This window comes from Kitasatospora sp. NPDC048662 (genome assembly GCF_055587065.1).
Genome location: NZ_JBVJHA010000009.1, coordinates 98,209 through 120,559 on the forward strand (window position 1 = coordinate 98,209; position 22,351 = coordinate 120,559).

21 protein-coding genes are annotated in these 22,351 nt (G+C 71.5%); 14 read left to right on the forward strand and 7 right to left on the reverse strand.

The annotated features are described in order from the left end of the window. Positions 1–61 precede the first annotated feature (61 nt). Positions 62–2,596, reverse strand: coding sequence for a DEAD/DEAH box helicase (locus ACZ6R9_RS23800; RefSeq protein WP_465540196.1), 2,535 nt, complete (start codon positions 2,594–2,596; stop codon positions 62–64). 156 nt (positions 2,597–2,752) lie between these two features. Between ACZ6R9_RS23800 and ACZ6R9_RS23805 the strand changes: the two genes are divergently transcribed. Then, positions 2,753–3,070, forward strand: coding sequence for a hypothetical protein (locus ACZ6R9_RS23805; RefSeq protein WP_465540197.1), 318 nt, complete (start codon positions 2,753–2,755; stop codon positions 3,068–3,070). A 72-nt stretch (positions 3,071–3,142) separates the two neighbouring features. Here ACZ6R9_RS23805 and ACZ6R9_RS23810 read toward each other — a convergent pair whose 3' ends face one another. Both ACZ6R9_RS23810 and ACZ6R9_RS23815 read right to left on the reverse strand, forming a co-directional pair. Continuing rightward, complete coding sequence (locus ACZ6R9_RS23810; RefSeq protein ID WP_465540199.1) at positions 3,143–4,093, reverse strand: beta-ketoacyl-ACP synthase III; 951 nt, start codon at positions 4,091–4,093, stop codon at positions 3,143–3,145. Positions 4,094–4,258: 165 nt separating this feature from the next. Beyond that, positions 4,259–4,657 (reverse strand): VOC family protein, encoded by a 399-nt coding sequence (locus tag ACZ6R9_RS23815; RefSeq protein ID WP_465540201.1) that lies wholly within the window; start codon positions 4,655–4,657, stop codon positions 4,259–4,261. A 93-nt stretch (positions 4,658–4,750) separates the two neighbouring features. On the opposite strand from ACZ6R9_RS23815, the gene ACZ6R9_RS23820 reads away from it, so the two are divergent. Then, a complete protein-coding gene (locus ACZ6R9_RS23820; protein ID WP_465540202.1) occupies positions 4,751–5,737 on the forward strand; it encodes a helix-turn-helix transcriptional regulator in 987 nt (328 codons plus the stop codon). A 79-nt stretch (positions 5,738–5,816) separates the two neighbouring features. Here the strand turns inward: ACZ6R9_RS23820 and ACZ6R9_RS23825 are convergent, their stop codons facing one another. Then, the gene (locus ACZ6R9_RS23825; RefSeq protein WP_465540204.1) at positions 5,817–6,251 is read right to left on the reverse strand and encodes an ester cyclase; all 435 of its coding nucleotides are present in this window, start codon (positions 6,249–6,251) and stop codon (positions 5,817–5,819) included. Positions 6,252–6,537: 286 nt separating this feature from the next. Here ACZ6R9_RS23825 and ACZ6R9_RS23830 point away from each other — a divergent pair, with 286 nt between their 5' ends. From ACZ6R9_RS23830 to ACZ6R9_RS23865, 8 genes are all read left to right on the forward strand, one after another. Beyond that, a complete protein-coding gene (locus ACZ6R9_RS23830) occupies positions 6,538–7,149 on the forward strand; it encodes a TetR/AcrR family transcriptional regulator (RefSeq protein ID WP_465540206.1) in 612 nt (203 codons plus the stop codon). 281 nt (positions 7,150–7,430) lie between these two features. Then, positions 7,431–8,273 carry a nitrilase-related carbon-nitrogen hydrolase gene (locus tag ACZ6R9_RS23835; RefSeq protein ID WP_465540208.1) on the forward strand — a complete coding sequence of 281 codons (843 nt, stop codon included), beginning with the start codon at positions 7,431–7,433 and terminating at the stop codon, positions 8,271–8,273. A gap of 5 nt (positions 8,274–8,278) precedes the next feature. Then, a complete protein-coding gene (gene hydA / locus ACZ6R9_RS23840; RefSeq protein ID WP_465540210.1) occupies positions 8,279–9,667 on the forward strand; it encodes a dihydropyrimidinase in 1,389 nt (462 codons plus the stop codon). 20 nt (positions 9,668–9,687) lie between these two features. After that, entirely contained in the window at positions 9,688–10,689 is a 1,002-nt protein-coding gene (locus ACZ6R9_RS23845; protein WP_465540212.1) for a TIGR03842 family LLM class F420-dependent oxidoreductase, read from the forward strand. Beyond that, positions 10,686–12,152 carry a multicopper oxidase family protein gene (locus tag ACZ6R9_RS23850; RefSeq protein WP_465540214.1) on the forward strand — a complete coding sequence of 489 codons (1,467 nt, stop codon included), beginning with the start codon at positions 10,686–10,688 and terminating at the stop codon, positions 12,150–12,152. The genes ACZ6R9_RS23845 and ACZ6R9_RS23850 overlap by 4 nt, the downstream gene beginning before the upstream one ends. A gap of 32 nt (positions 12,153–12,184) precedes the next feature. Further along, a complete protein-coding gene (locus ACZ6R9_RS23855; RefSeq protein ID WP_465540216.1) occupies positions 12,185–12,664 on the forward strand; it encodes a macro domain-containing protein in 480 nt (159 codons plus the stop codon). Positions 12,665–12,772: 108 nt separating this feature from the next. Beyond that, the gene (locus ACZ6R9_RS23860; RefSeq protein WP_465540218.1) at positions 12,773–13,630 is read left to right on the forward strand and encodes a nitroreductase/quinone reductase family protein; all 858 of its coding nucleotides are present in this window, start codon (positions 12,773–12,775) and stop codon (positions 13,628–13,630) included. Between the two features lie 60 nt (positions 13,631–13,690). Beyond that, positions 13,691–14,176, forward strand: a complete 486-nt coding sequence (locus ACZ6R9_RS23865; protein ID WP_465540219.1) for a MarR family transcriptional regulator — start codon at positions 13,691–13,693, stop codon at positions 14,174–14,176. A gap of 15 nt (positions 14,177–14,191) precedes the next feature. Here the strand turns inward: ACZ6R9_RS23865 and ACZ6R9_RS23870 are convergent, their stop codons facing one another. Then, positions 14,192–15,946: a hypothetical protein gene (locus tag ACZ6R9_RS23870; protein WP_465540221.1), complete on the reverse strand. Its 1,755-nt coding sequence runs from the start codon at positions 15,944–15,946 to the stop codon at positions 14,192–14,194. Positions 15,947–16,566: 620 nt separating this feature from the next. On the opposite strand from ACZ6R9_RS23870, the gene ACZ6R9_RS23875 reads away from it, so the two are divergent. The 3 genes from ACZ6R9_RS23875 (at position 16,567) to ACZ6R9_RS23885 (ending at position 18,894) form a co-directional block, all read left to right on the forward strand. Further along, on the forward strand, positions 16,567–17,328 hold the full coding sequence (locus tag ACZ6R9_RS23875; protein WP_465540223.1) for a GNAT family N-acetyltransferase: 762 nt from the start codon (positions 16,567–16,569) through the stop codon (positions 17,326–17,328). Positions 17,329–17,383: 55 nt separating this feature from the next. After that, on the forward strand, positions 17,384–17,608 hold the full coding sequence (gene infA, locus ACZ6R9_RS23880; RefSeq protein WP_380478767.1) for a translation initiation factor IF-1: 225 nt from the start codon (positions 17,384–17,386) through the stop codon (positions 17,606–17,608). A gap of 110 nt (positions 17,609–17,718) precedes the next feature. Continuing rightward, entirely contained in the window at positions 17,719–18,894 is a 1,176-nt protein-coding gene (locus ACZ6R9_RS23885; RefSeq protein ID WP_380478765.1) for an 8-amino-7-oxononanoate synthase, read from the forward strand. Between the two features lie 211 nt (positions 18,895–19,105). Here ACZ6R9_RS23885 and ACZ6R9_RS23890 read toward each other — a convergent pair whose 3' ends face one another. Beyond that, positions 19,106–19,993 (reverse strand): chitosanase, encoded by an 888-nt coding sequence (locus tag ACZ6R9_RS23890; protein ID WP_465540342.1) that lies wholly within the window; start codon positions 19,991–19,993, stop codon positions 19,106–19,108. 425 nt (positions 19,994–20,418) lie between these two features. After that, positions 20,419–21,471, reverse strand: coding sequence for a DUF2599 domain-containing protein (locus ACZ6R9_RS23895; RefSeq protein WP_465540225.1), 1,053 nt, complete (start codon positions 21,469–21,471; stop codon positions 20,419–20,421). A gap of 257 nt (positions 21,472–21,728) precedes the next feature. Here ACZ6R9_RS23895 and ACZ6R9_RS23900 point away from each other — a divergent pair, with 257 nt between their 5' ends. Then, complete coding sequence (locus ACZ6R9_RS23900; RefSeq protein ID WP_465540227.1) at positions 21,729–22,334, forward strand: hypothetical protein; 606 nt, start codon at positions 21,729–21,731, stop codon at positions 22,332–22,334. Positions 22,335–22,351 lie beyond the last annotated feature (17 nt).

Sequence of the window (22,351 nt, forward strand, 5' to 3'; positions counted from 1 at the left end):
GGCTGCTCCGGGCACCTGGCGCCGGAGGTGGACACCGGAGCCGCCGCCGACCGGCGGGACGTCAGTGCGCGCCCACCGCCGTGATCTTGACGACCGCGCGGCCCTCCTCGTCGGAGCCGTACAGGTCCACCTCCGCGGAGATGCCCCAGTCGTGGTCGCCGTTCGGGTCGTCGAAGATCTGCCGGACCCGCCACAGGCCCTCGTCCTCGACCTCCTCGATCAGCAGCATCTTCGGGCCGCGCGCGTTCGGGCCGGTGAACAGGTCGTCGTACTCCTCCCAGTACCCGTCCATCGCGTCCGCCCAGCGGTCCGCGTCCCAGCCGTCCTCGCCGTCGAGTTCGGCCAGCTCGTCGTAGTGCTCCAGCGCGCACAGCTCGACCCGGCGGAACAGCTCGTTGCGGACCAGCACCCGGAACGCCCGCGAGTTCGCGGTGACCGGCGCCGGCTTGTCGTCGAGGCGCACCTCGCCCGCCTCCGGCTCGGTCGGGTTGGCCAGCGCCTCCCACTCGTCCAGCAGCGAGGAGTCGACCTGGCGGACCAGCTCGCCCAGCCAGGCGATGACGTCCTTCAGGTCGTCCGTCTTGATGTCGTCCGGGACGGTCTGCTCCAGCGCCTTGAACGCGCCCGCCAGGTAACGCAGCACGATGCCCTCGGTGCGCGCCAGCTCGTAGAAGCCCACGTAGTCGGTGAACGTCATGGCGCGCTCGTACAGGTCGCGGACCACCGACTTCGGCTGCAACGGGTGGTCGCCGATCCACGGGTGCGCCCGGCGGTACACGTCATAGGCGTGACCGAGCTGCTCCTCCAGCGGCTTCGGGTACGTGATCTCCTGGAGCCGGTTCATCCGCTCCTCGTACTCGATGCCGTCGCGCTTCATCTCCGCCACGGCCTCGCCGCGCGCCTTGTTCTCCTGCGAGGCGAGGATCTGCCGCGGGTCGTCGAGCGTCGCCTCCACGACCGAGACCACGTCCAGCGCGTACGACGGCGACTCCGGGTCCAGCAGGTCGAACGCGGCCAGCGCGAAGGTGGACAGCGGCTGGTTCAGCGCGAAGTTCTCCTGCAGGTCCAGCGTCAGGCGCACCGTGCGGCCCTCGGAGTCCGGCTCGTCCAGCTGCTCCACCACGCCGCCCTCCAGCAGCGAGCGGTAGATGGCGATCGCGGTGCGGATGTGACGGCGCTGCGCCGGGCGGTCCTCGTGGTTGTCGGTGAGCAGCTCGCGCATCGCCTCGAACGCGTTGCCCGGGCGGCCGATGACGGACAGCAGCATGGCGTGGCTGACCTTGAACCGGGACACCAGCGGCTCCGGGTCGGCCCCGATCAGCCGCTCGAAGGTCTCCTCGGTCCACGAGACGAACCCGTCCGGGGCCTTCTTGCGGACCACCTTCTTGCGCTTCTTCGGGTCGTCCCCGGCCTTCGCCAGCGCCCGGTCGTTCTCCACCACGTGCTCCGGCGCCTGCGCCACCACCTGGCCGACGGTGTCGAAGCCGGCCCGGCCCGCCCGTCCGGCGATCTGGTGGAACTCGCGGGCCCGCAGGATCCGCACCCGCTGCCCGTCGTACTTGGACAGCGCGGTGAACAGCACCGTGCGGATCGGCACGTTGACGCCGACGCCGAGCGTGTCGGTGCCGCAGATCACCTTCAGCAGACCGGCCTGCGCGAGGCGCTCCACCAGACGGCGGTACTTCGGCAGCATGCCGGCGTGATGCACGCCGATCCCGTGCCGGACATAACGCGACAGGTTACGACCGAACTTGGTGGTGAAACGGAAGTTTCCGATCAGATCGGCGATCGCTTCCTTCTCCTGCTTCGAGCACATGTTGATGCTCATCAGCGACTGCGCCCGCTCCACCGCCTCCTTCTGCGTGAAGTGGACGACGTACACCGGCGCCTGACCGGTGTTGAGCAGCTCCTCCAGGGTGTCGTGGAGAGTCGTCCGCCGGTACTCGTAGAACAGCGGCACCGGGCGGGTCGCCGAACGCACCGCGACCGTCGGGCGGCCGGTGCGGCGGGTCAGGTCCTCCTCGAAGCGGCGGACGTCGCCGAGGGTCGCCGACATCAGCAGGAACTGCGCCTGCGGGAGTTCGAGCAGCGGAATCTGCCAGGCCCAGCCGCGGTCCGGCTCGGCGTAGAAGTGGAACTCGTCCATCACGACCTGGCCGATGTCGGCGCGCGGGCCGTCGTGCAGCGCGATCTGCGCCAGCACCTCGGCGGTGCAGCAGATGATCGGCGCGGTCGGGTTGACCGAGGCGTCGCCGGTCATCATGCCGACCTGCTCGGTGCCGAAGATCTTGCACAGGTCGAAGAACTTCTCCGACACCAGCGCCTTGATCGGCGCGGTGTAGAACGTCCGCTTCCCCTCGGCCAGCGCGGCGAAGTGCGCGCCCGCCGCGACCAGGGACTTGCCGGAGCCGGTCGGCGTCGCCAGGATCACGTTGTTCCCGGAGACCAGCTCGATCAGCGCCTCCTCCTGGGCGGGGTAGAGAGTGATGCCGCGCTCCGACGCCCACTCGGCGAAGGTCTCGAACAGCGAGTCGGGCGTGGCGGGTTTCGGCATCAGGTCCAGGAGGGTCACCCCGCTATCTTGCCCGTCCGGCATGACCATGGGCAAAGCTCGGGCCCGCACGGCCCGCCCGCGCCGCCGCCGGACCGTCCGGTCGATTCCTTTACGTGCTTGGCGTGTTGCTGTGCGTTACGGGAGGATCGGGCCGCCCGCCCCCGACGTGGTTGGGGGCGACCCGACGGAAGGACATCCATGCGCAAGCGAGTTGCCGGCCCGGCGGTTGTCGCTATGGCGACGGTGGCGATGGCGGCCGGGCCGGCCGCGGTGTTCACCGAGACGGTGGCCGCGACCGGCGCCCCCAGCGGAGTGGTCGCGACCTGCCCCGACGGCACCCACCCCTCGGACGTGCGCGTCACCAACGGCGACGGCACCCCGCTCGGGCCCGACCAGCGCGTACACACCACGGCCGTCGGCGCCACCGGCGTCGGAGCGTGGATCGCCCCCTACGGCGGCTCCCCGCCGCCGCCGGACTCCATCCGCCTGACCATCACCTGCACCGACGGGAGCTGAGCCCTGGCGGTCGGCCGGCCCCGACCGTCGTCTGCGCCGACGGAAGCCGGCGTCCCGGCGACGGCGAATGCGTCAGGGGCAGGTGACGACCTGGCCGGCCCAGGACAGGCCGCCGCCGAAGGCGAACAGCAACACCCGGGCGCCGGAGCGCAGTTCACCGCGCTCCACCAGCTTCGCCAGCGCCAGCGGGACGGAGGCCGCCGAGGTGTTGCCCGAGTCCACCACGTCCCGGGCGATCACCGCGTTCTCCGACAGGCCCAGCTTCTGCACCAGCGACTCGATGATGCGCAGGTTCGCCTGGTGCGTCACCACCCCGTCCAGCTCCGCCGGGCTCAACCCCGCCGCCCGGCATGCCTGCTCGGCCAGCGCCGGCAGTTCCGTGGTCGCCCAGCGGAACACCGCCTGCCCGTCCTGTTCGAACCGCGGGTGCCAGTCGCCCAGCAGCCGCACCGCGCTCGCCCGCGAGGGATCCGACCCCCACACCACCGGCCCGACGCCGGCTTCCGTGCCGTCGGTCGCCGACAGGACGGCCGCGCCCGCGCCGTCGCCCAGCAGGATGCAACTGCGGCGGTCCGTCCAGTCGGTGACGTCCGACATCTTCTCCGCGCCGATAACCAGCGCGTGGCGGGCGGCGCCCGCGCGCAGCGAGTGGTCGGCCAGCGAGAGCGAGGTGCAGAAGCCCGCGCAGCCGTTGTTCACGTCGAACGCCACGGCGGACGGGATCCCCAGCCGGGCCGCGACCTGCGCCGCGGTCGACGGGCACCGGTCCATCGCGCTGCAGGTGGCCACCGTGATCTGCCCGATCTCCGCCGGGTCCAGCCCCGACGCCGCCAGCGCCTTCGCGGCGGCGGTCGTGGCGAGATCCGCCACCGACTCGTCCGGCCCCGCGATCCGCCGGGTGGCGATGCCCGTTCGCCGCCGGATCCACTCGTCGTTGGTGTCCACCATGGTCGCCAACTCGTCATTGGTCAGCACCCTGCCGGGCTGGTGGTGGCCGAGACCAGTGATACGGACTCCGGGCATGGCAGTTCCCTTCCGCAACAACGGCCACCGGCCGGTGCCGGGGGCAACGGCCGCGAATATAGCAACCGATCGGTCGGAAGCTAAAAGCCGAACCGCCGACCGCCGCCACCCGCCGGGGCTGCTGACCCGCCCGGAACGGACCCCGCTGGGGCGGCCGGGCTGTCGTCAGCGGGTGAACTTCTCGATGGCCGCCGGCGTGACAGGGGTGAAGAAGTTGACGAGGTTGCCGTCCGGGTCGCGGAGCAGGAGTGAGCGGTTGCCCCAGGGCATCGTGGTGGGCCCGGCCACGAAGTCGGTGACGGAATCGGCCAGGTTCCGGTGCACGCCGTCCACGTCGGTGACGAGGAATTCGATGATCACGGAGTTGTTGTCGGCCGGACGGGCGGAGCCTGGGGCGAACAGTGCCACGGTGCGGGTGCTGCCGATCGCGAGGGTCGCGCCGGCGGTCCGCAGTTCGGCGAAGTCCTCGGTGGACCAGTCCGCCCGCACTCCGGTGGCCCGCTCGTAGAAGCCGACGAGGCGAGCGATGTCGTCGGTGATGATCCGGGTCGAAACGAAGTCCATGGTGCTCTCCTCGGGTCGGTGAAGCCGTTGCCCCCGGACGCTAGAGCAGATAGTGGACAGAATCGGTCCGGTATCGGCGCTAGGCTCCTGGACATGGCTCGACCCACCAGCCGCGTGCTCACCCTCCTGGAACTCCTGCAGTCGGGCGGCGTCAGAACGGTGGCCGAACTCGCCGGCCGGCTCGGCGTGGACGGGCGCACCGTGCGGCGGTACGTGGACCACCTGGTCGAGCTCGACATCCCCGTCGAGGCGGTCCGTGGCCGTTACGGCGGGTACCGGCTCGCCCCCGGGTACCGGCTGCCGCCGCTCATGCTCAACGACGACGAGGCGCTCGCGGTGCTGCTCGGCCTCGTCGCCGGCCGCCGGACGGGGTTGCTGACGGCGACCGGGACCGCGGGCGAGACCGCAGCGGCCAAGATCCGCCGGGTCCTGCCCGAGCGACTGGCCCGCCGGCTCGACGCCGTCATGGAATCCCTCGCCTTCACGGCTCCGCCCGGCGAGTCCGCCACCCCGGAGACCGGCGTCCTGCTCGCCATCGCCGATGCGGTACGCCACCGCCGCCCGATCTCGATCAGGTACACCACCCGGGACGGCCGACGGAGCGAACGCACCCTGCACCCGTACGGGATCGTCACCCATGAGGGCCGGTGGTACGTCACGGGCGCCGATCCCGGGATCGGCCAGGACCGGACTTTCCGCCTCGACCGCATCGCGGACGCGAGGACGCTGCCGGGTTCGTTCGAGCCGCCCGCCGGACTCGATCCGGCCCAGCACGTCCTGTCAGGGCTCGCCAAGGCTGCGTACCGGCACGAAGTGACCCTGCGGATCCACGGGACGGTCGAACAGATCCGCACCCGACTGCCGGCCAGCGTCGCGAGCGTGGCGGAGGCCGCGCCGGCGGAGGGCGACACGCACACCGAGCGGTGGCTCCACGTCGAAGTGCGAGCAGAGCGGCTCGACTGGTTGCCTCCCGTCCTCGCCTCGCTCGACCGGCCGTTCGTCATCGAGCGCCCGGACGAACTCCGCGACCTCGTCCTCGCGCTCGCCGAGCGGCTCACCGCCTCTGCCCGCCGAGCCTGACGCCGCTGTCGGCCATCCTGCGGCCATCCTGTGGTCGGTCGGTCGGGCCCTGGAAAAGGAGTTTCGGTGCCACGGGAGCCTATTCCGACTGCTCACCGAGCGGCGGGATCACATCGAGCTGCTGAAGGAAGCCGAGAATGTCCTTGTCCGACCACTTCTCGGCGAGCTTCCCGTTCTCGATGCGGTGGACCACCGTCGCCGTCATGGTGATCGGCCGCCCGGTTGCCGGGATGCCCGGCAGGTCGCCCACGCTCGTCCCGCGCCCCGTCAGCCGGGTCACGACCTTGTCGCCCTCCGCGATCTGGTCCTCGATCTCGTGCACCCCGGGTGTGGCCTCCCAGAACAGCCGGAACGCCTGCTTCAAGCCCTCACGCCCGGGCGCGAGCCCCGGGAACGGCGGCGGCGAGTGGTCCACGTAGTCCTCGGAGACCAACTCGTCCATAGCCTCCAGGTTGCCCGCATCGATCTCCCGATAGAACCGGCGGACCAGACTCTTGTTCTCCTCGACGGACATGGGCGCCTCTCTGCAGGTTCGACCGCGCCGCCGGACCGGCGCACGACGGCTGCATCCTCACCCGCCGGCTCCCCCCGCCACGCCCTCGGCGCGCCACGGACGCGGTGGCCGTTCATTCAGAAGCAGCCCCTCCGGACCACTCGGCGTGCCGCGTCACCGCCCGCCCCCTGACCTGCCGATCCACCGGGCACACGGGTTCACCGCGCCAGGTCGGCACCACGTAGGATTCGCGACCGGGGTGCCGACCGGGCGCCGCCGGACCGGGCAGCGTGACGGAGGTGGACCGATGAGCCCGCGCAACACCGTGGCCGAGGCGCGTCGGACCCGGGCCCGGATCATCGACCGGAGCGTGGCGCTGGCGTCCGTGGACGGGCTCGAAGGCCTCACCATCGGACGGCTCGCCACCGATCTCGGGCTCAGCAAGGCCGGCGTGCTGGGCCACTTCGGTACCAAGGAGACCCTCCAACTCGCCACCCTGGAACGGGCGTCCGCGCTGTTCACCACCCTCGTCTGGGAGCCGGCCGCGCACGCCGAGCCCGGGCTGCGGCGGCTGCGCGCCGTCTGCGAGAGCTGGATCGCGTACCTGGAGCACGCCCGCGAGATCTTCCCCGGCGGCTGCCTGTTCACCACCGCCGCCGTCGAGTTCGACGCCCACGACGGGCCCGTCCGCAAGAACGTCGCCCGCCTGCTGCTGGTGTGGCGCCGCCGCCTGGCCGGCGAGGTCCGGCTCGCGATCGAGGCCGGGGAGCTGCCCGCCGACACCGATCCCGAGCAGATCGTCCACGAGCTGACCGGTATCTACCTGGCGCTCAACCAGTCCCTCCAGCTCCTGCGCGACCCGCTCGCCGCGACCCGCACCCGCAACGCCCTGAACCGCCTGCTGCCCCCGACCGCCTGACGGACGCGGACGCCCGGTCACTCGAAGTCGGGCCAGGCCACCGCCGTTTTCGACATCGGCGCCGGGCGGGGACGCATGGGGCGGGTGGGGTGTCCGGGGGGCGCGGTCGCTGGTGGACGCGCGGGGTGAATTCCGCCCCGTAGAACGTACGATCCGGAAATCGTTCCAATCGCGGAATTTCCGTCGTCTTCCGCGTGGCACACCGGCATTTCCCCTGCACCTCCTAGTCTCGACGATCTACGGTGCCTCTTCCGCCGGGCCTTCGAGCGAGGAGTACGACTATGAGTCGTGTCGTCAGGGCTGCCCTGTTCCAGACCGCGTGGACGGGCGACAAGGAATCCATGATCGCGGCGCACGAGACGGCCGCACGGGAGGCCGCCGCGCAGGGAGCGGAGATCATCGGGTTCCAGGAGGTGTTCAACGCGCCGTACTTCTGCCAGGTGCAGGAACCCGAGCACTACGGGTGGGCCGAGCCGGTGCCGGACGGGCCGACCGTGCAGCGGATGTGTGCGCTCGCGGGTGAGCTCGGAATGGTGATGGTGGTGCCGGTCTTCGAGATCGAGCAGGCCGGGTTCTACTACAACACGGCCGCCGTGATCGACGCCGACGGCCGCTTTCTCGGCAAATACCGCAAGCATCACATTCCGCAGGTGCACGGATTCTGGGAGAAGTACTACTTCAAGCCCGGAAATCTCGGCTGGCCGGTGTTCGACACGGCGGTCGGCAAGGTCGGCGTGAACATCTGTTACGACCGGCACTTCCCGGAGGGCTGGCGGGCGCTCGGGCTCGCGGGGGCGGAGATCGTCTACAACCCGTCGGCCACCAGCCGCGGCCTGTCCGCCTACCTGTGGCAGCTGGAACAGCCCGCCGCGGCCGTCGCGAACGAGTACTTCGTGGCGGCGATCAACCGGGTCGGCGTCGAGGAGTACGGCGACAACGACTTCTACGGCAGCAGCTACTTCGTGGACCCGCGCGGGCAGTTCGTCGGCGAGGTCGCCTCCGACAAGCGCGAGGAACTCCTCGTCCGCGATCTCGACCTCGGCCTGATCGACCAGGTCCGGCAGCAGTGGGCGTTCTACCGGGACCGCCGGCCGGACGCCTACGGCCCGCTGACCGGGGCGTGAGCGCGATGACCCGGACCCTGATCACCGGCGGACTGGTCGTCACGGCCGCCGAGGAGATGCCCGCCGACGTGCTGATCGAGAACGGCACCGTCCTCGCACTCGGCCTGCCCGGACGCCACCAGTGGGCGGCGGAGCGGGTGTTCGACGCGAGCGGCAAGTACGTGATTCCGGGCGGGGTGGACGTCCACACCCACATGGAGCTGCCGTTCGGCGGGACGTACGCCTCCGACACCTTCGAGACCGGCACCCGGGCCGCCGCCTGGGGCGGCACCACCACCATCGTGGACTTCGCCGTGCAGTCCAAGGACGCCTCGCTGCGCGCCGGACTCGACGCCTGGCACGCCAAGGCCGACGGGCGCTGCGCCATCGACTACGGCCTGCACATGATCATGTCGGACGTCAACGAGTCGACGCTGCGCGAGATGCCCGGGCTGATCGGCGAGGGCGTCACCTCGTTCAAGCTGTTCATGGCCTACCCGGGCGTCTTCTACTCCGACGACGGCCAGATCCTGCGCGCCATGCAGCAGGCCGCCGAGACCGGCGCGCTGATCATGATGCACGCCGAGAACGGCCCCGCCATCGACGTGCTGGTCGAGCAGGCTCTCGCCCGCGGCGAGACCGACCCCCGCCACCACGGCGAGGTCCGCAAGGCGCTGCTGGAGGCCGAGGCCACCCACCGCGCCGTCCAGCTCGCCCGGGTGGCCGGCGCACCGCTGTACGTGGTGCACGTCTCCGCCCACGAGGCGCTCGCCGAACTCGCCGCCGCCCGCGACCTGGGCCTGCCGGTGTTCGGCGAGACCTGCCCGCAGTACCTGTTCCTGTCCACCGACAACCTCGCCGAACCGGACTTCGAGGGCGCCAAGTACGTGTGCTCGACGCCCCTGCGGCCCAAGGACCACCAGGCGGCGCTGTGGCGCGGGCTGCGCACCGACGACCTCCAGGTGGTCTCCACCGACCACTGCCCGTTCTGCTTCAAGGGGCAGAAGGAGCTCGGCCGCGGCGACTTCTCGAAGATCCCCAACGGCCTGCCCGGCGTGGAGAACCGGATGGACCTGCTGCACCAGGCCGTGGTGGACGGCCACCTGACCCGCCGCCGGTGGATCGACATCGCCTGCGCCGCGCCCGCCCGGATGTTCGGCCTGTACCCGCGCAAGGGCACCCTCGCGCCCGGCTCGGACGCCGACGTGGTGATCTACGACCCGCACGCCACCCACACGCTGTCCGCCGCCACCCACCACATGAACGTCGACTACTCGGCGTACGAGGGCCGCACCGTCACCGGCCGGGTGGAGACCGTGCTGTCGCGCGGCGAGGTCGTCCTCGACCGCGGCCACTACCTCGGCCGCCCCGGACACGGTGCCTTCCTGCCCCGTTCCACCTGCCAGTACCTCTGAGAAAGTGGGGATTTTCCGCAGTGGACTTCGGACTCGTCCTGCAGACCGACCCGCCGGCCTCCAAGGTCGTCGACCTGATGCGCCGCGCCGAACGCAACGGCTTCCGCTACGGCTGGACCTTCGACTCCGCCGTGCTGTGGCAGGAACCGTTCGTGATCCACAGCCGGATCCTCGAACACACCGAGCGGCTGCACGTCGGCCCGATGGTCACCAACCCCGGCACCCGCAGCTGGGAGGTCACCGCCTCCACCTTCGCCACCCTCAACGACATGTACGGCAACCGCACCGTCTGCGGCATCGGCCGCGGTGACTCCGCGATGCGGGTGGCCGGCCGGCGGCCCAACACGCTCGCCCGGCTCGGGGCGGCCATCGACGCCATTCGCGAGCTCGCCGAGGGCCGCGAGGCGGTCGTCGACGGCACCCCGATCCGCATCCCCTGGATCAAGGGCGGCCGCCTGCCCGTGTGGATGGCCGCCTACGGGCCCAAGGCGCTCGCCCTGGCCGGACAGAAGGCGGACGGCTTCATCCTCCAACTCGCCGACCCCTACCTCACCGAATGGATGGTCAAGGCCGTCCGCCAGGCCGCCGAACAGGCCGGCCGCGACCCCGCCGCGATCACCGTCTGCGTCGCCGCGCCCGCCTACATCGGCGACGACCTCGACCACGCGCGCGAACAGTGCCGCTGGTTCGGCGGCATGGTCGGCAACCACGTCGCCGACCTGGTCGCCCGCTACGGCGAACACTCCGAGCTCGTCCCCGAGGAACTCACCGCCTACATCAAGGGCCGGCACGGCTACGACTACAGCCACCACGGCCGCGCCGGAAACCCCTCCACCGACTTCGTCCCCGACGCCATCGTCGACCGGTTCTGCCTGCTCGGGCCCGCCGAGGCACACATCGAGAAACTGCACGTCCTGCGGGAGGCGGGCGCCGACCAGTTCGCCATCTACGCGATGCACGACGCCCGCGAAGCCACCATCGACGCCTACGGCGAGCACGTCATCCCGGCGCTGACCCGTTGAACCGGCGCACCTTCCTCGCCCTCGCCGCGCTCTCCTGCGCCACCGGGACGGCCGGCCTCGCCGCCGGCTGCGGATCCGGCGCCGGGCACCACCTCCCGCCCCCGCCGCTCGACCTGTCCACCCCCCTGCGGATCCCGCCGCTGCTGCACCCCGACCCGGACGCCGACCGGGTCCGCCGCTTCGAGCTGATCATGTTCGCCGGGCAGTCCGAACTGCTGCCCGGCAAACCCACCACCACCTGGGGCTTCAACGGCGCCTACCTCGGCCCCACCCTGCGGGCCAGCCGCGGCGACCGCGTCGCGATGTCCGTCCGCAACGCCCTCCCCGAAGCCAGCACCGTCCACTGGCACGGCATGCGCCTGCCCGCCAGGATGGACGGCGGCCCGCACCAGCTGATCGCCGCCGGCGCCCGCTGGACCCCCAGCTGGACCATCGACCAGCCCGCCGCCACCACCTGGTACCACCCCCATCCGCACGGAGCCACCGCCAAGCACGTCTACCGGGGCCTGGCCGGAATGTTCCTGATCGACGACGACCACGAGGTCCAACTGCCCAGCGGCTACGGCACCGACGACATTCCGCTGATCCTCCAGGACAAGAACCTCGACGACCACGGCCGGATCGACGGCGACCCGCTCAAAGGCCCCTTCGGCATCCTCGGCGACCGCATCCTGGTCAACGGCACCTACAACCCGCGTTTCGACGTCACCACCACCCGCCTGCGGCTGCGCCTGCTCAACGCCTCCAACGCCCGCATGTACCAACTGGCGTTCGCCGACCACCGCAGCTTCCACCTCGTCGCCACCGACGGCGGGCTGCTGCCCGCACCCCTCGCCACCGACACGCTCGCCCTCACCCCCGGCGAACGCGCCGAGATCGTGGTCGAGTTCAGCCCCGGCGACAACGTCGTGCTGCGCAGCCTCGACACCGGCCTCGACATCGCCATGGGCGACCTCGACCTGATCCGCTTCGTCGCCGCCGAGCAGCTGCGCTCCGCACCCGACCTCCCCGCCACCCTCCCCGCGCCCGACCCGATCGTCCCGCCCGCCGGCGCGACGGTCCGTCACTTCACGCTCAGCGGACGCGACAGCATCAACGGCCGCCCGATGGACATGAAACGGATCGACGAGGTCGTCCCCTCCGGAGCCGTCGAGATCTGGGAGGTCGAGAACAGCACCGGCACCTCCCACAACTTCCACATCCACGAAGTCGCCTTCCAGGTCCTGGACGACGAAGGCGCCCCCACCGGCGGCCACAAGGACACCGTCTTCACCCCCGCCCACACCACCGTCCGCCTGGCCGTCCGGTTCGGCCCGTTCAGCGACCCCGTCGAGCCGTACATGTACCACTGCCACATCCTGCGCCACGAGGACGCCGGAATGATGGGGCAGTTCGTGACCGTCGCCCCCGGGACGGAGAGCACGGTGCCGCGGAGCTACACGGGCGCCGAGCACGCGCACTGAGCACTGTCCGGGGCGGCTGCGAGGATGCCCGGATGGAACAGTCGATCAGTTATCTGCGCGGGGACGCCTCCGCGCCGCAGGGCAAGGGCGCGCGGATCATCGCGCACGTCTGCAACGACCTCGGCGGGTGGGGCAAGGGCTTCGTGCTCGCGCTGTCGCGCCGGTGGCCCGAACCCGAGGCCGCGTACCGGCGCTGGCACCGGGAGCGGTCCGGCAACGACTTCGGGCTCGGTGCGGTGCAGTTGGTGCAGGTCGAGTCGTACCTGTGGGTGGCGAACATGGTCGGCCAGCGCGGCATCAGGACCGGCCGCTCCACCGGCGTCCCCGTCCGCTACGAGGCCATCGACACCGCCCTCGCCACCCTCGGCGGCCACGCCCGCCGCCTCGGCGCCTCCGTCCACATGCCGCGGATCGGGTGCGGGCTGGCGGGCGGACGCTGGGAGCGCATCGAGCCGCTGGTGACCGCGCGCCTGACCGTGCGGGGTACGGCCGTGACGGTCTACGACTACTGATGGAGTTTCAAGTCGCTGCTTCCGGCGGGATGTTGACCGGGTGTCGGCGGTCTGCCTAGATTGTCTTTGCTTGCAAACATAATCTGGGAGCGGGGGAGAGGCTCAGCCATGGAAGAGAACGTCAACCAGCGGGTCATCAGGGAATTCCGGGCGGGCGGCGGACGGGCCGAGGGCTTCCCCGCGATCCTGTTGCTCACCACCGCCGGCCGACGCACCGGCCGGCCCCGCACCACGCCGCTCGCCTACCACCGGGACGGCGGCCGCTACCTGGTGTTCGGCTCCAACGGGGGCGCCGCCGAACACCCCCAGTGGTACCGCAACCTGCTCGCCGCCGGCGGCGGCATCATCGAACTCCCCGACGGCGAAGGTGGATTGACCACCCTCTCGGTCCGCCCCGCCGAACTCGACCCCGCCGAACGCGACCGCCAGTACGCCGAACAGGCCCGCCGCGTACCGTCGTTCGCCGCCTACGCGGAGCGCACCGACCGCACCATCCCGGTCCTCGCGCTGCACCCGCTCGATCTCACCGACAACCCCGCGACCGCCGCCGCCGTGGTCGGCCAACTCCGGCTCCACCACGAGGACCTGCGCCGCCAGCTCGCCGACCTGCGCACCCGGCTGGACGACGCCGGACCCGTCCCCGGACCCGACCTCGCCGCCCAACTGCGCCAGCACTGCCTGGAGTTCTGTTACGGCCTCGGCATGCACCACACCCGCGAGGACGGCGCCTTCACCGCCTTCGAGCGGCAGTACCCCCAGCTGATCCCCGCCCTCGCCCGGCTGCGCGCCGAACACCGCACCGTCGCCGAAGCGCTCACCCGCTTCGAGGAACGGCTGGCGGCCCCGGGCACCGATGCCGCCGAGCTGCGCACCGAACTCGACCGGCTCACCGACGGCCTGGAAGCCCACTTCGCCTACGAGGAGACCCACCTGCTGCCGCCGTCCGCCCCGCACCCGCCGCGCTGACCGACTCGTCCGGTACGGTGAGGCCCGGCGGCCAGGAACCGGACAGCGCAAGGAGGCTGGATGGCCCACGCATCCCGTCCCCGGCCGGAGCCGGACGACGGCCTCACCGCGCCGGACGCCGTCCGGGCCATGCTGCTGCTGATGCCCCGGGTCGCCGCCCGGGTCAAACGGATCGCCGTCCCCGAGGCGCTGGCGGGCTTCCAACTCGCCCCCCGGCACCTGTCGTTGCTCTCCTACCTGGTCTACGACGGCCCGATGCCGGTCGGGACGCTGGCCGCACGGCTCGAAGTCGCGCCCACCACGGCCAGCCTGATGGTCGGCGACCTCACCCGTCAGGGCGTCCTGGAACGCCGCCCCGACCCCGAGGACCGCCGCCGCACCATCGTCTCCCTCACCTCCGACCCCACCACCCGCACCGCCATCGAACACTGGCTCGCCAACGGCGCCGCCGCCTGGCACGCCGCGTTCGCCCCGCTCACCCCCGCCGAACGCGCCCTGTTCGTCCGCACCATGACGGCCTACGAACAGGGCGCGGCCGGCGAGTAGCGGCCGGGCGGGTGGCTAGTCCTTCACCCGGCCCTGGAGGGCCTTCGACAACTCGGCGATGCAGGCGGCGAGTTGGGTGTTGGTCAGCTGGCTCGGGTCGCCGCCGCAGTTGGCCGTGGGTTGGCCCGACGGTTGGCCGGTCGGCTGGCCTGGGGGCTGGGGTTGGGGTTGGCCGCCCGGGGCGGTGATCGGGCCGGTCAGGGAGACCAGGTTGGGGGTGACGGTGGCGTCGCCGGAGAGGTCGATGTAGTCCTGGGTCTGGCCGTTGAAGTCGACGAAGCCGCGCCACATGTCGCGGCCGAACGGGATGATCTCCTGGAGGGCGCCGCCCTGGCCCGCGCTGATGGTGATCGCGGTCTGCTGCGCCATGTAGGAGACCATCCGGCTGGCCAGCACGTCCAGGTTCACCGCGGGGGCGTCGTCGCTGCGGACGTACACGTGCAGGTCGTTGAGGCCGCCACCGGCCCGGTCCGCCTGCAGGACGGCGAAGGCCACCACCAGCTGGGAGGAGCTCTCCCGGGGGACGAGCGGCGTCACGTAGTACAGGTGGCCGTCCGCCTTCGAACGGAGCAGGAACTCACCGGGGTTGGTGGCGTTGGTGCCCGCCGAGGTGTGCGCGAAGCCGAAGCCCTGGTCGTCCTTCGCGCCGCGACCGCCCAGCCACTGCACCTCGTGGATCTGCGAGCGCACCACCGACGCCGGGTACACCGCCCCCGGCAGCTCGCCCGGTTCGACCTGCGCCCGGTACGTCACGTCCGGCTTCCCGTCGGACGATCCGCGCAGCACCAGCACCCCGGCCGGGGCCACCACCGTGCGCTGCTTCCAGGCGAGTTGCCGGGCCACCGAGATCACCACCACCGGCTGGGCAGTGCGCGGGTCGGGGCCGTCGCAGTAGCCCCAGATGTCCTGGTCGCTGTAGACCAGGCCGGGGAACTTCTCGGCGAGCAGGTTGCGCAGACTGACCGCGCCCGTCCCGCCGAACGCCCGGTCGAACGCGTGGTCGCCGCGGAACGCGCAGCTGGCCACCGAGTTGGACTTGCCGTCCCAGACCGCGACGCCCTCCATCGGCTGCTCGCCCGAACCGTCCAGCACCGCCGTCCACGCGCCGCCGCCACTTGCCGCGCCGGGCAGGTAGTGCAGGCTGTGGTTCATCAGATGGACGCCCGAGGAGAGACCGGCGCTGTCCGTGAGCGCCTTGGTCGCCGCCGCGTACGAGGCGGTGCGCGCCTCGAAGTCGAAGTCCGGCATCGACGCGGTCTTCACGCAGGCCGGCACGTCCGCCGTGCCCACCAGGTCGCACCGGGTGCCGTCACCGGGCCGGGAGTGCTGCGTCACCGGCAGCACCGAACGGGGCGCGGCCGCGCCGCCCGCCGGTACGTCCAGCACCGTCGCCGCCGCGTAGAACCGGCCCGCGTCCTTGTCGTTGTCCCACACGCCGGTGCCGGCCCGCACCAGCGAACCGACCAGCGCCAGCAGCACCACCGAGACGGCGAGACGCGCCCGCCAACCGTCCAAGCCCACAGCGCCCACCACCGCCCACGCCGTGCCGCACAAGCCCACCGCGAGCCAGAACCAGAACAGCGGCGCGGCATCGACCGGCCCGCCGTGCGGGAAGAGCTGCCGCTTCAGCAACAGCACATAGCTCTGGTCCTGCTGCCCGAACCCGCCGAACACCGCATGCTTGACCACCCACACCAGCGCGGCGAGCAGTGGCATCCACAGCCACCACACCGCCAACCCCGGTGCCAACGACTTCAACCGACGCCACATCACCGGCCCCCTCCCATTCGCTCCGGACCTTCCCCGCTCCGCCGACCCGCCAAGCCTGCCACGCGCCCCCGACAGCACCTGCGGCCGGCCATCGGCGGATGTTGTGGAGGCTTCCGGGGACGGGAGTCCGCGCTCATCCCCGCAGGGCCAGGACTCCCGCGGTCCCGATCCCGACTTTCCGGCCGAGGAAGCGGAGCGTTGCCGGGAGCCGAGGATGCGCCGACGACCCGGGCACGGACGCCCAGCGCCAACAGGTCCGCCGACGGTCGGCGGGCGGACTGGGCAGCACCATGCCGCCACTCGAACGCGGAGCCGAACCGCCCGGCCTCGGCCACCGCGCGCGGCCTCCGGTGTCCACCGGTGCGCCCGCTCGGCGGACGGCCTGTCGGCGGACCCGGGGGAGTCTGCCCAATCCCCTTGTGGCGACCGGAAAATTAAATCGTTGGCGGTGCCGCGGGGGTGGTTGCTACCGTACGGAGCACCGTGACAGGACGCGAGGAGGTGAACACCCATGAGAGCTGGACCAAGGTGGGTGCTCCCCCTTTTCCTCACGGTGTGCGGCTGATCGAGCCGCTGTCGGGAGCGCCCTGCTGTGCAGGTACTTCCGAAAGGCGACAGCCATGAACACTGTGATGATTTCCCGGGTCGACGAGGCCCAGTGGCAGGCGGTGGCGGACGAGCAGATCGTCGGCCGCGGTGATGTCTGCGAGCGGCCGGACGGACGGCTCTTCGTCAGCATCGACGTGTGGCAGGACGAGGCGTTCAACCCGCTCGCCGAGGCGATGCTGGGCGAGCTGCCGAATGCCGTGCTGCACACGCTGGTCGGTGGCGAGGACGCCGAACTGGCGGCCCGTTGGGGGAAGGCCGGGTTCGCCGTTGAGCGGCGTGAGTGGGAGTACCTCCTGCCCACCCGCACGGAGACCAGCGGCCAGGCTCCGGAGGGCGTGGCAATCCTGCCCGCCGGCACGGCCGATGAGCGGCTACTGCGCGAGCTCGATCGGGAGATCCGGGCGCAGGTCGAGGCCACCGTCGGCTGGCACACCATGCCCGCCGAGCTCAGGTCCGGCCCGGCAGGGGACACCCTGGTGGATCCGTCGCTGTACGCCGTCGCCGTGGTGGACGGCCAGTACGGCGGGTTGATCCGGGTGGTATCGCGGGGCAGGCGCGCCCGGATCGGGCTGCTCGCCGTGCGTGCCGAGTACCGGCGGCGGGGGATCGGACGGGTGCTGCTCGGGCATGCGCTCGACACGCTGCACGAGGCCGGAATCGACACCGCCTGGACGGAGATCGACCAGGCCAACACCCCTGCCACCACCCTGTTCGAACACTTCGGCGCCCGGCGCACGGGCCAGCTCGCCGAGCTGGTGCGACGCCCGCACTGACACCGCCACCAAGCACCACCACACTTCGCTTCACCGACTCGAGAAACGAGCTGTCTTGCCGCGTATCGCCAAAGGCCTGGAAATCGAGGGCACCGTACTGGAGTGCCTGCGCAACGCCACCTTCAAGGTGGAACTCCAGAACGGCCACCAGGTGCTCGCCCACATCAGCGGAAAGATCCGCAAGAACTACATCAAGATCCTCCCGTTCGACCGCGTCCTGGTCGAGCTCAGCCCGTACGACCTGACCAGGGGACGGATCCTGTTCCGCTACCGCAACTGACCAGCCGCCAAGGCGCCCGGGGCGGCGGCCGGCACCCCGGTGTGTGCGAAGGCGCACATCGGGGCGGCGGCCGTTGCCCCCGGCCGGGGCAGGGTGACAGAGTGCCGGACATGGAAGAGTCGCAGGTCAGGACGGGGACGCGGGGCGCGCGCCCGGAGACGGTGTTCGACTGGGTGGACGCGGCGGCCGCCGAACGGGAGGCCGCCGGGCTGACCAGGCGGCTGCGCAGCCGGGCCGCCGAGGACGAGGTGCTCGACCTCGCGTCCAACGACTACCTGGGACTGACCAGGCACCCGGCGGTCACCGGCGCGGCCGCCGAGGCCGCACTGCGCTGGGGCGGCGGCTCCACCGGCTCCCGCCTGGTCACCGGCACCACCGCCGCGCACACCGAACTGGAGCGGGAACTCGCCGAGTTCTGCGGCTACGAGGCGGCCCTGGTGTTCTCCTCCGGTTACACCGCCAACCTGGCCGTGCTCACCGCACTCGCCGGCCCGGACACCCTGATCGTCTCCGACGCCCACAACCACGCCTCGCTGATCGACGGTTGCCGCCTCGCCCGGGGCCAGGTCGCCCGGACCGCCCACTGCGACCCGCAGTCCGTCCGCGAGGCGCTCGCCGCCCGTACGCAGCCACGCGCCCTGGTGGTCACCGACTCGGTGTTCTCGGTGGACGGCAACGCCGCGCCGCTCGCCCAGCACCTGGCCGCCGCCCGCGAGTTCGGCGCCGCACTGGTCCTCGACGACGCGCACGGCCTCGGCGTGCTCGGCCCCGGCGGCGCCGGAGCGGGCGCCGCCTTCGGCATCGCCGGCCAGCCCGACGTGCTCTCCACCGCCACGCTCTCCAAGTCGCTCGCCTCCCAGGGCGGCGTGGTGCTCGGCCCCGAACGGGTGATCCGCCACCTGATCTCCGCCGCCCGCACCTTCATCTTCGACACCGGCCTCAACCCGGCCGCCGTCGGCGCCGCGCTCGGCGCGCTGCGCCTGCTGCGCGCCGAACCCGGCCGGGCGGCCGACGCGCTCCGGGTGGCCCGCGAACTCTCCACCCGCCTCGCCGGGTTCGGCCTCGACACCACCGCACCCGACGGCGCGGTGGTGTCGGTCCGGGCCGACGACCCGGAGCACGCGGTGCGCTGGGCCGCCGCGTGCCGCGACGAAGGACTCGCGGTCGGCTGCTTCCGCCCCCCGTCCGTCCCCGACGGCGTGCCCCGGCTGCGCCTGACCGCCCGCGCCGACCTGACAGCCGACCAGATCGCCTTCGCGGTCGGCGTGGTGGTCAAGACGCGGTAGGCCGGGCCCCGACAATCAGACTGACGGTGCGTCAGGTAAGCGACGAAGCGTCTTGACCGCCTCCGGCCGGCGCTCCGGCTTCCAGCGGCGGCAGGGAAGACTTCCCAACTGTTGGGAGCTGCCGATGGTCACGCCCAGGAGGCCGGCCCGGCGCGCCGCCCTCGGCGGGCTTCCCGCCGCCCGCACTCCGTGCCGGTGGAGCGGTGGTGCGTCAGGCCGGGATGGTGTAACTGTCGCCGTACACCTGCCAGGTCAGCGGGGGCTGGAGGTCGAGGTTGCCGGCGCGCAGGAAGACCCGCTGCTCGGTGTCGATCCTGGAGGTGTCGCGGTTCGGGTTGCCGGACAGCATGTACGCCTTGCGGGCGTCCAGGAAGGCGTCCAGGTAGGCGGTCTCGTCGCCGCCCTTGGCCGGAGTCCTCGCCTTGCCCAGTGCGGTGGTGCGGATGGCGGCGAAGCCCTGCGGGCCGTGCACCACCAGCGCGTCGTAGTAGGCGAACTGGCCGAGCGCGTGCAGCCCGTCCGTCCTGGCCTGTCCCACCGCCGGGGTGAAGTACTGCCGGTCGCGTTCCTCGTTCTGGGCCTGCTGGAGCAGCGGGTCCGACGCGGCGCGCTGCCAGTCGCCGACGAAGGTCGGGTCGAGGCCCTGGTGCGAGGGGCTGCCGTCGAGCAGCGCCAGCGCCGGCAGGTACTTGGCCAGCACGTTGTCGGGCTTCAGGGTGGTGTAGCGCCGGATCACGTCCGCCAGGTCGCCGGTGCCGGAGCAGAAGCCGATGATCCCGGCGGTGTAGCCGTTGCCGTCGCCGATGTCCTCGATGTACGGGTACTGGGAGCGCCAGTCGAGGGTGGAGTTCTCGGCGCTGGAGACCAATTCCTGCGCGTACTCCTTCCACTTCGGGTCGGTGAGGTCCGGCCGCGTGGCGGGCGCGATGGTCGTGGCAGTGGTCGCGGCGGCGCTCGGCGAGGGCTTGGGCGCGGCCTGGGTGGTGGCGGTGGCAGTGCCGGTCGCTGTCGGCGCGGCCGAGGAAGAGCCGGGTGCGGACGGAAGATAGGTCGCGGACGGGGCGGCCGAACTCGCCGCCGCGGATGGGGAGTTCGATATGGACCCGGCGGTGGGCGGCGGCGCCGAGGCCGCGCCGTGACGCCGGGAGGCGGCGGCCTCGCCCTCCGGGCCGACCACGGTGAGGCCCGTGGTCACCACCGCGGCCACCCCCACGGCCAGCGCCACCTGGACGGGCCGGGGCGCTCTACCGGATCTGGTGCGGGTTGCTCCGCTCTGCATGGGTGCGGCTCCGTTCCTGTCGGCTACCGCCCCGCCCGGGGGAGCGGGGCGACGGTCGGCCGGACCAACAGCCGCCACACGTCCGAAGGGTTCCCCCCACCGGCACCGGGCGTCCGGATCCCGACCGGGCCCTGACGCTACCTCAGAAACGGAACCACGTCTTCCCGAACCGGACCTCCGTCCATGTCCTGAGCGTCCCGGCAGCCCCGGCCGACACCGAACTGTCCGCGCGGCGGCGGCAGGAACTATCCGTCGGTGTCCCAGTTGCACCCGGAGGAGAGCATCTTCTTGAGGATCGTGTCACCGTTCCCGGTGAGTACCGGGCGCCAGGTCTCCAGGTCCCAGGTCGGACCGCCGAGATGCCCCCCGCTGGTGTTCGGGTAGGAGAACTCCGCGTGGCACATCAGCTGTTGATACGTCGAGTTCTGCGCGGCCGGCGTGGCACCCGGGAACATCTGCGTGTTGGACCACACCTGCCGCCAGTCGTCCTTCACGTCACTGGCGGCGTCGTCGTGCCCCAGGACGGTCTTGAACGCGGCGGACGTCGGAGTGACGTGGACGGAGGTGAAGCGGCTGTCGTTCCAGTTGATGTAGACCTCGGTCTTCTGCACCCACTTGGTGTTGGTGATGCCGCCGTAGCCGATGCACGCGGACTGGCAGGACTCGAAGGCGTCGGCCTGGCCGGCGCTCCACAACAGGTACTTGCCGGACTGGAAGTCCTGGCGCACCCCGTTGTTGTCCTCGACGTTTCCGCCGACGTGCCCGGCGCCGTACTCGTCGCTCGTGGGGTAGCCGTACGTCCCGCGCTCGTACCCGTACTGCCCCCACCACCAGCCGATGTTGCCGTGCACCGCGTGCGCCCCGGTGCTGGGCGACCAGTAGACGGTGGCGCCCTGGAACTCCTGGCGGACGCCGACCCCGTCGGGGTTCCGCAACTCGTCGGTGAGCGGGTACCCCAGGTAGCCGCTCTCCCACCCGTGCTGCGCCCACTCCTCGCCGATCAGACCCCACACGGCGTGTGCCCCGGTGCGCGGGCTCCAGTAGATCGAGCCCTTGTCGAACACCTGCCGCCGGCCGACCCCGTCGGGCAGGCCGAGTTCGTCACTTCTGGGACACCCGAGGGCCTCCCGTACGCCGGGCGTCTGGGTGTACTCGGTCCAGATGGCGCCATCGACCGAGTAGGTGCCGCAGATGACTTCCGCGGCCGCGGGGGTTACCTGGAGGTTCACGAGCAGGGAGGCGCCGGCCGCAAAAGCGGCGAGAGCGGCGAGGAACCGCGGAGCTGCTGGTCCGTTCATGGCCAGCAGTATCCAGGGAAGTAGATGGTACACGCAGCATCAGAACGAGCCAAAGTACGCGGTCACTTGAGAGCCCGTCGGGACGGCGCGCCGCGATGCCCTGACGGATCGCCACGTACCCTCGGCCGCCTGGACACCGAACTGAGCCGCCGCGCTGAACTCGACAACCCGAGCACACCCTGACAGCACCTCAGGGGTCGCCCCCCCCGGAAGGGCAGGGATCACCCTTGCGTGGCCCTTGTGGGGTTGGCGAGGGCATGTCGCTGGGGCCTGCGGCGGATCTAGCGTACGGCGCCAACTCCCAGGAGCGGTACCGCATTTCGAAGGCGTGGGCCGCCGTCTCGCTCGGCACCGCTCTGCCCGACCCGGGCAACGGCAGCCCCAGCCCGTCCCCGTCCGGCTCGCCCACCGGCAACCCGAACCCCGGAAACGCCCTCACCAACGACGACTTCGAGCAGGGTGCCACCGGCTGGACGCAGAGCGCCAACGACATCACCAACTCCAACCAGCGGACCCCGCAGGGCGGTTCGTGGTACGCGTGGATGATGGGCTACGGCTCCGCCGCCGGCGAGACCCTCGCCCAGAACAGCATCGCGGTGCCCGCCACCGGCAGCCCCAAGCTCACCTTCTGGCTCAAGGTCACCACCCAGGAGACCGGCACCACGCCCTACGACACCCTGAAGGTCACCGTCAACGGCGCCACCCTGGCCACCTACTCCAACGCCAACGCCGGCGCCGGATACGTGCAGAAGACCGTCGACCTCGGCGCCTGTCGCGGCCAGAGCGTCAATCTGCAGTTCGCCGGCCAGGAGGACGCCCACCTGGCGACCACCTTCCTGCTCGACGACGTCAGCATCGGCTGACCGGCCAACCCGCGGTC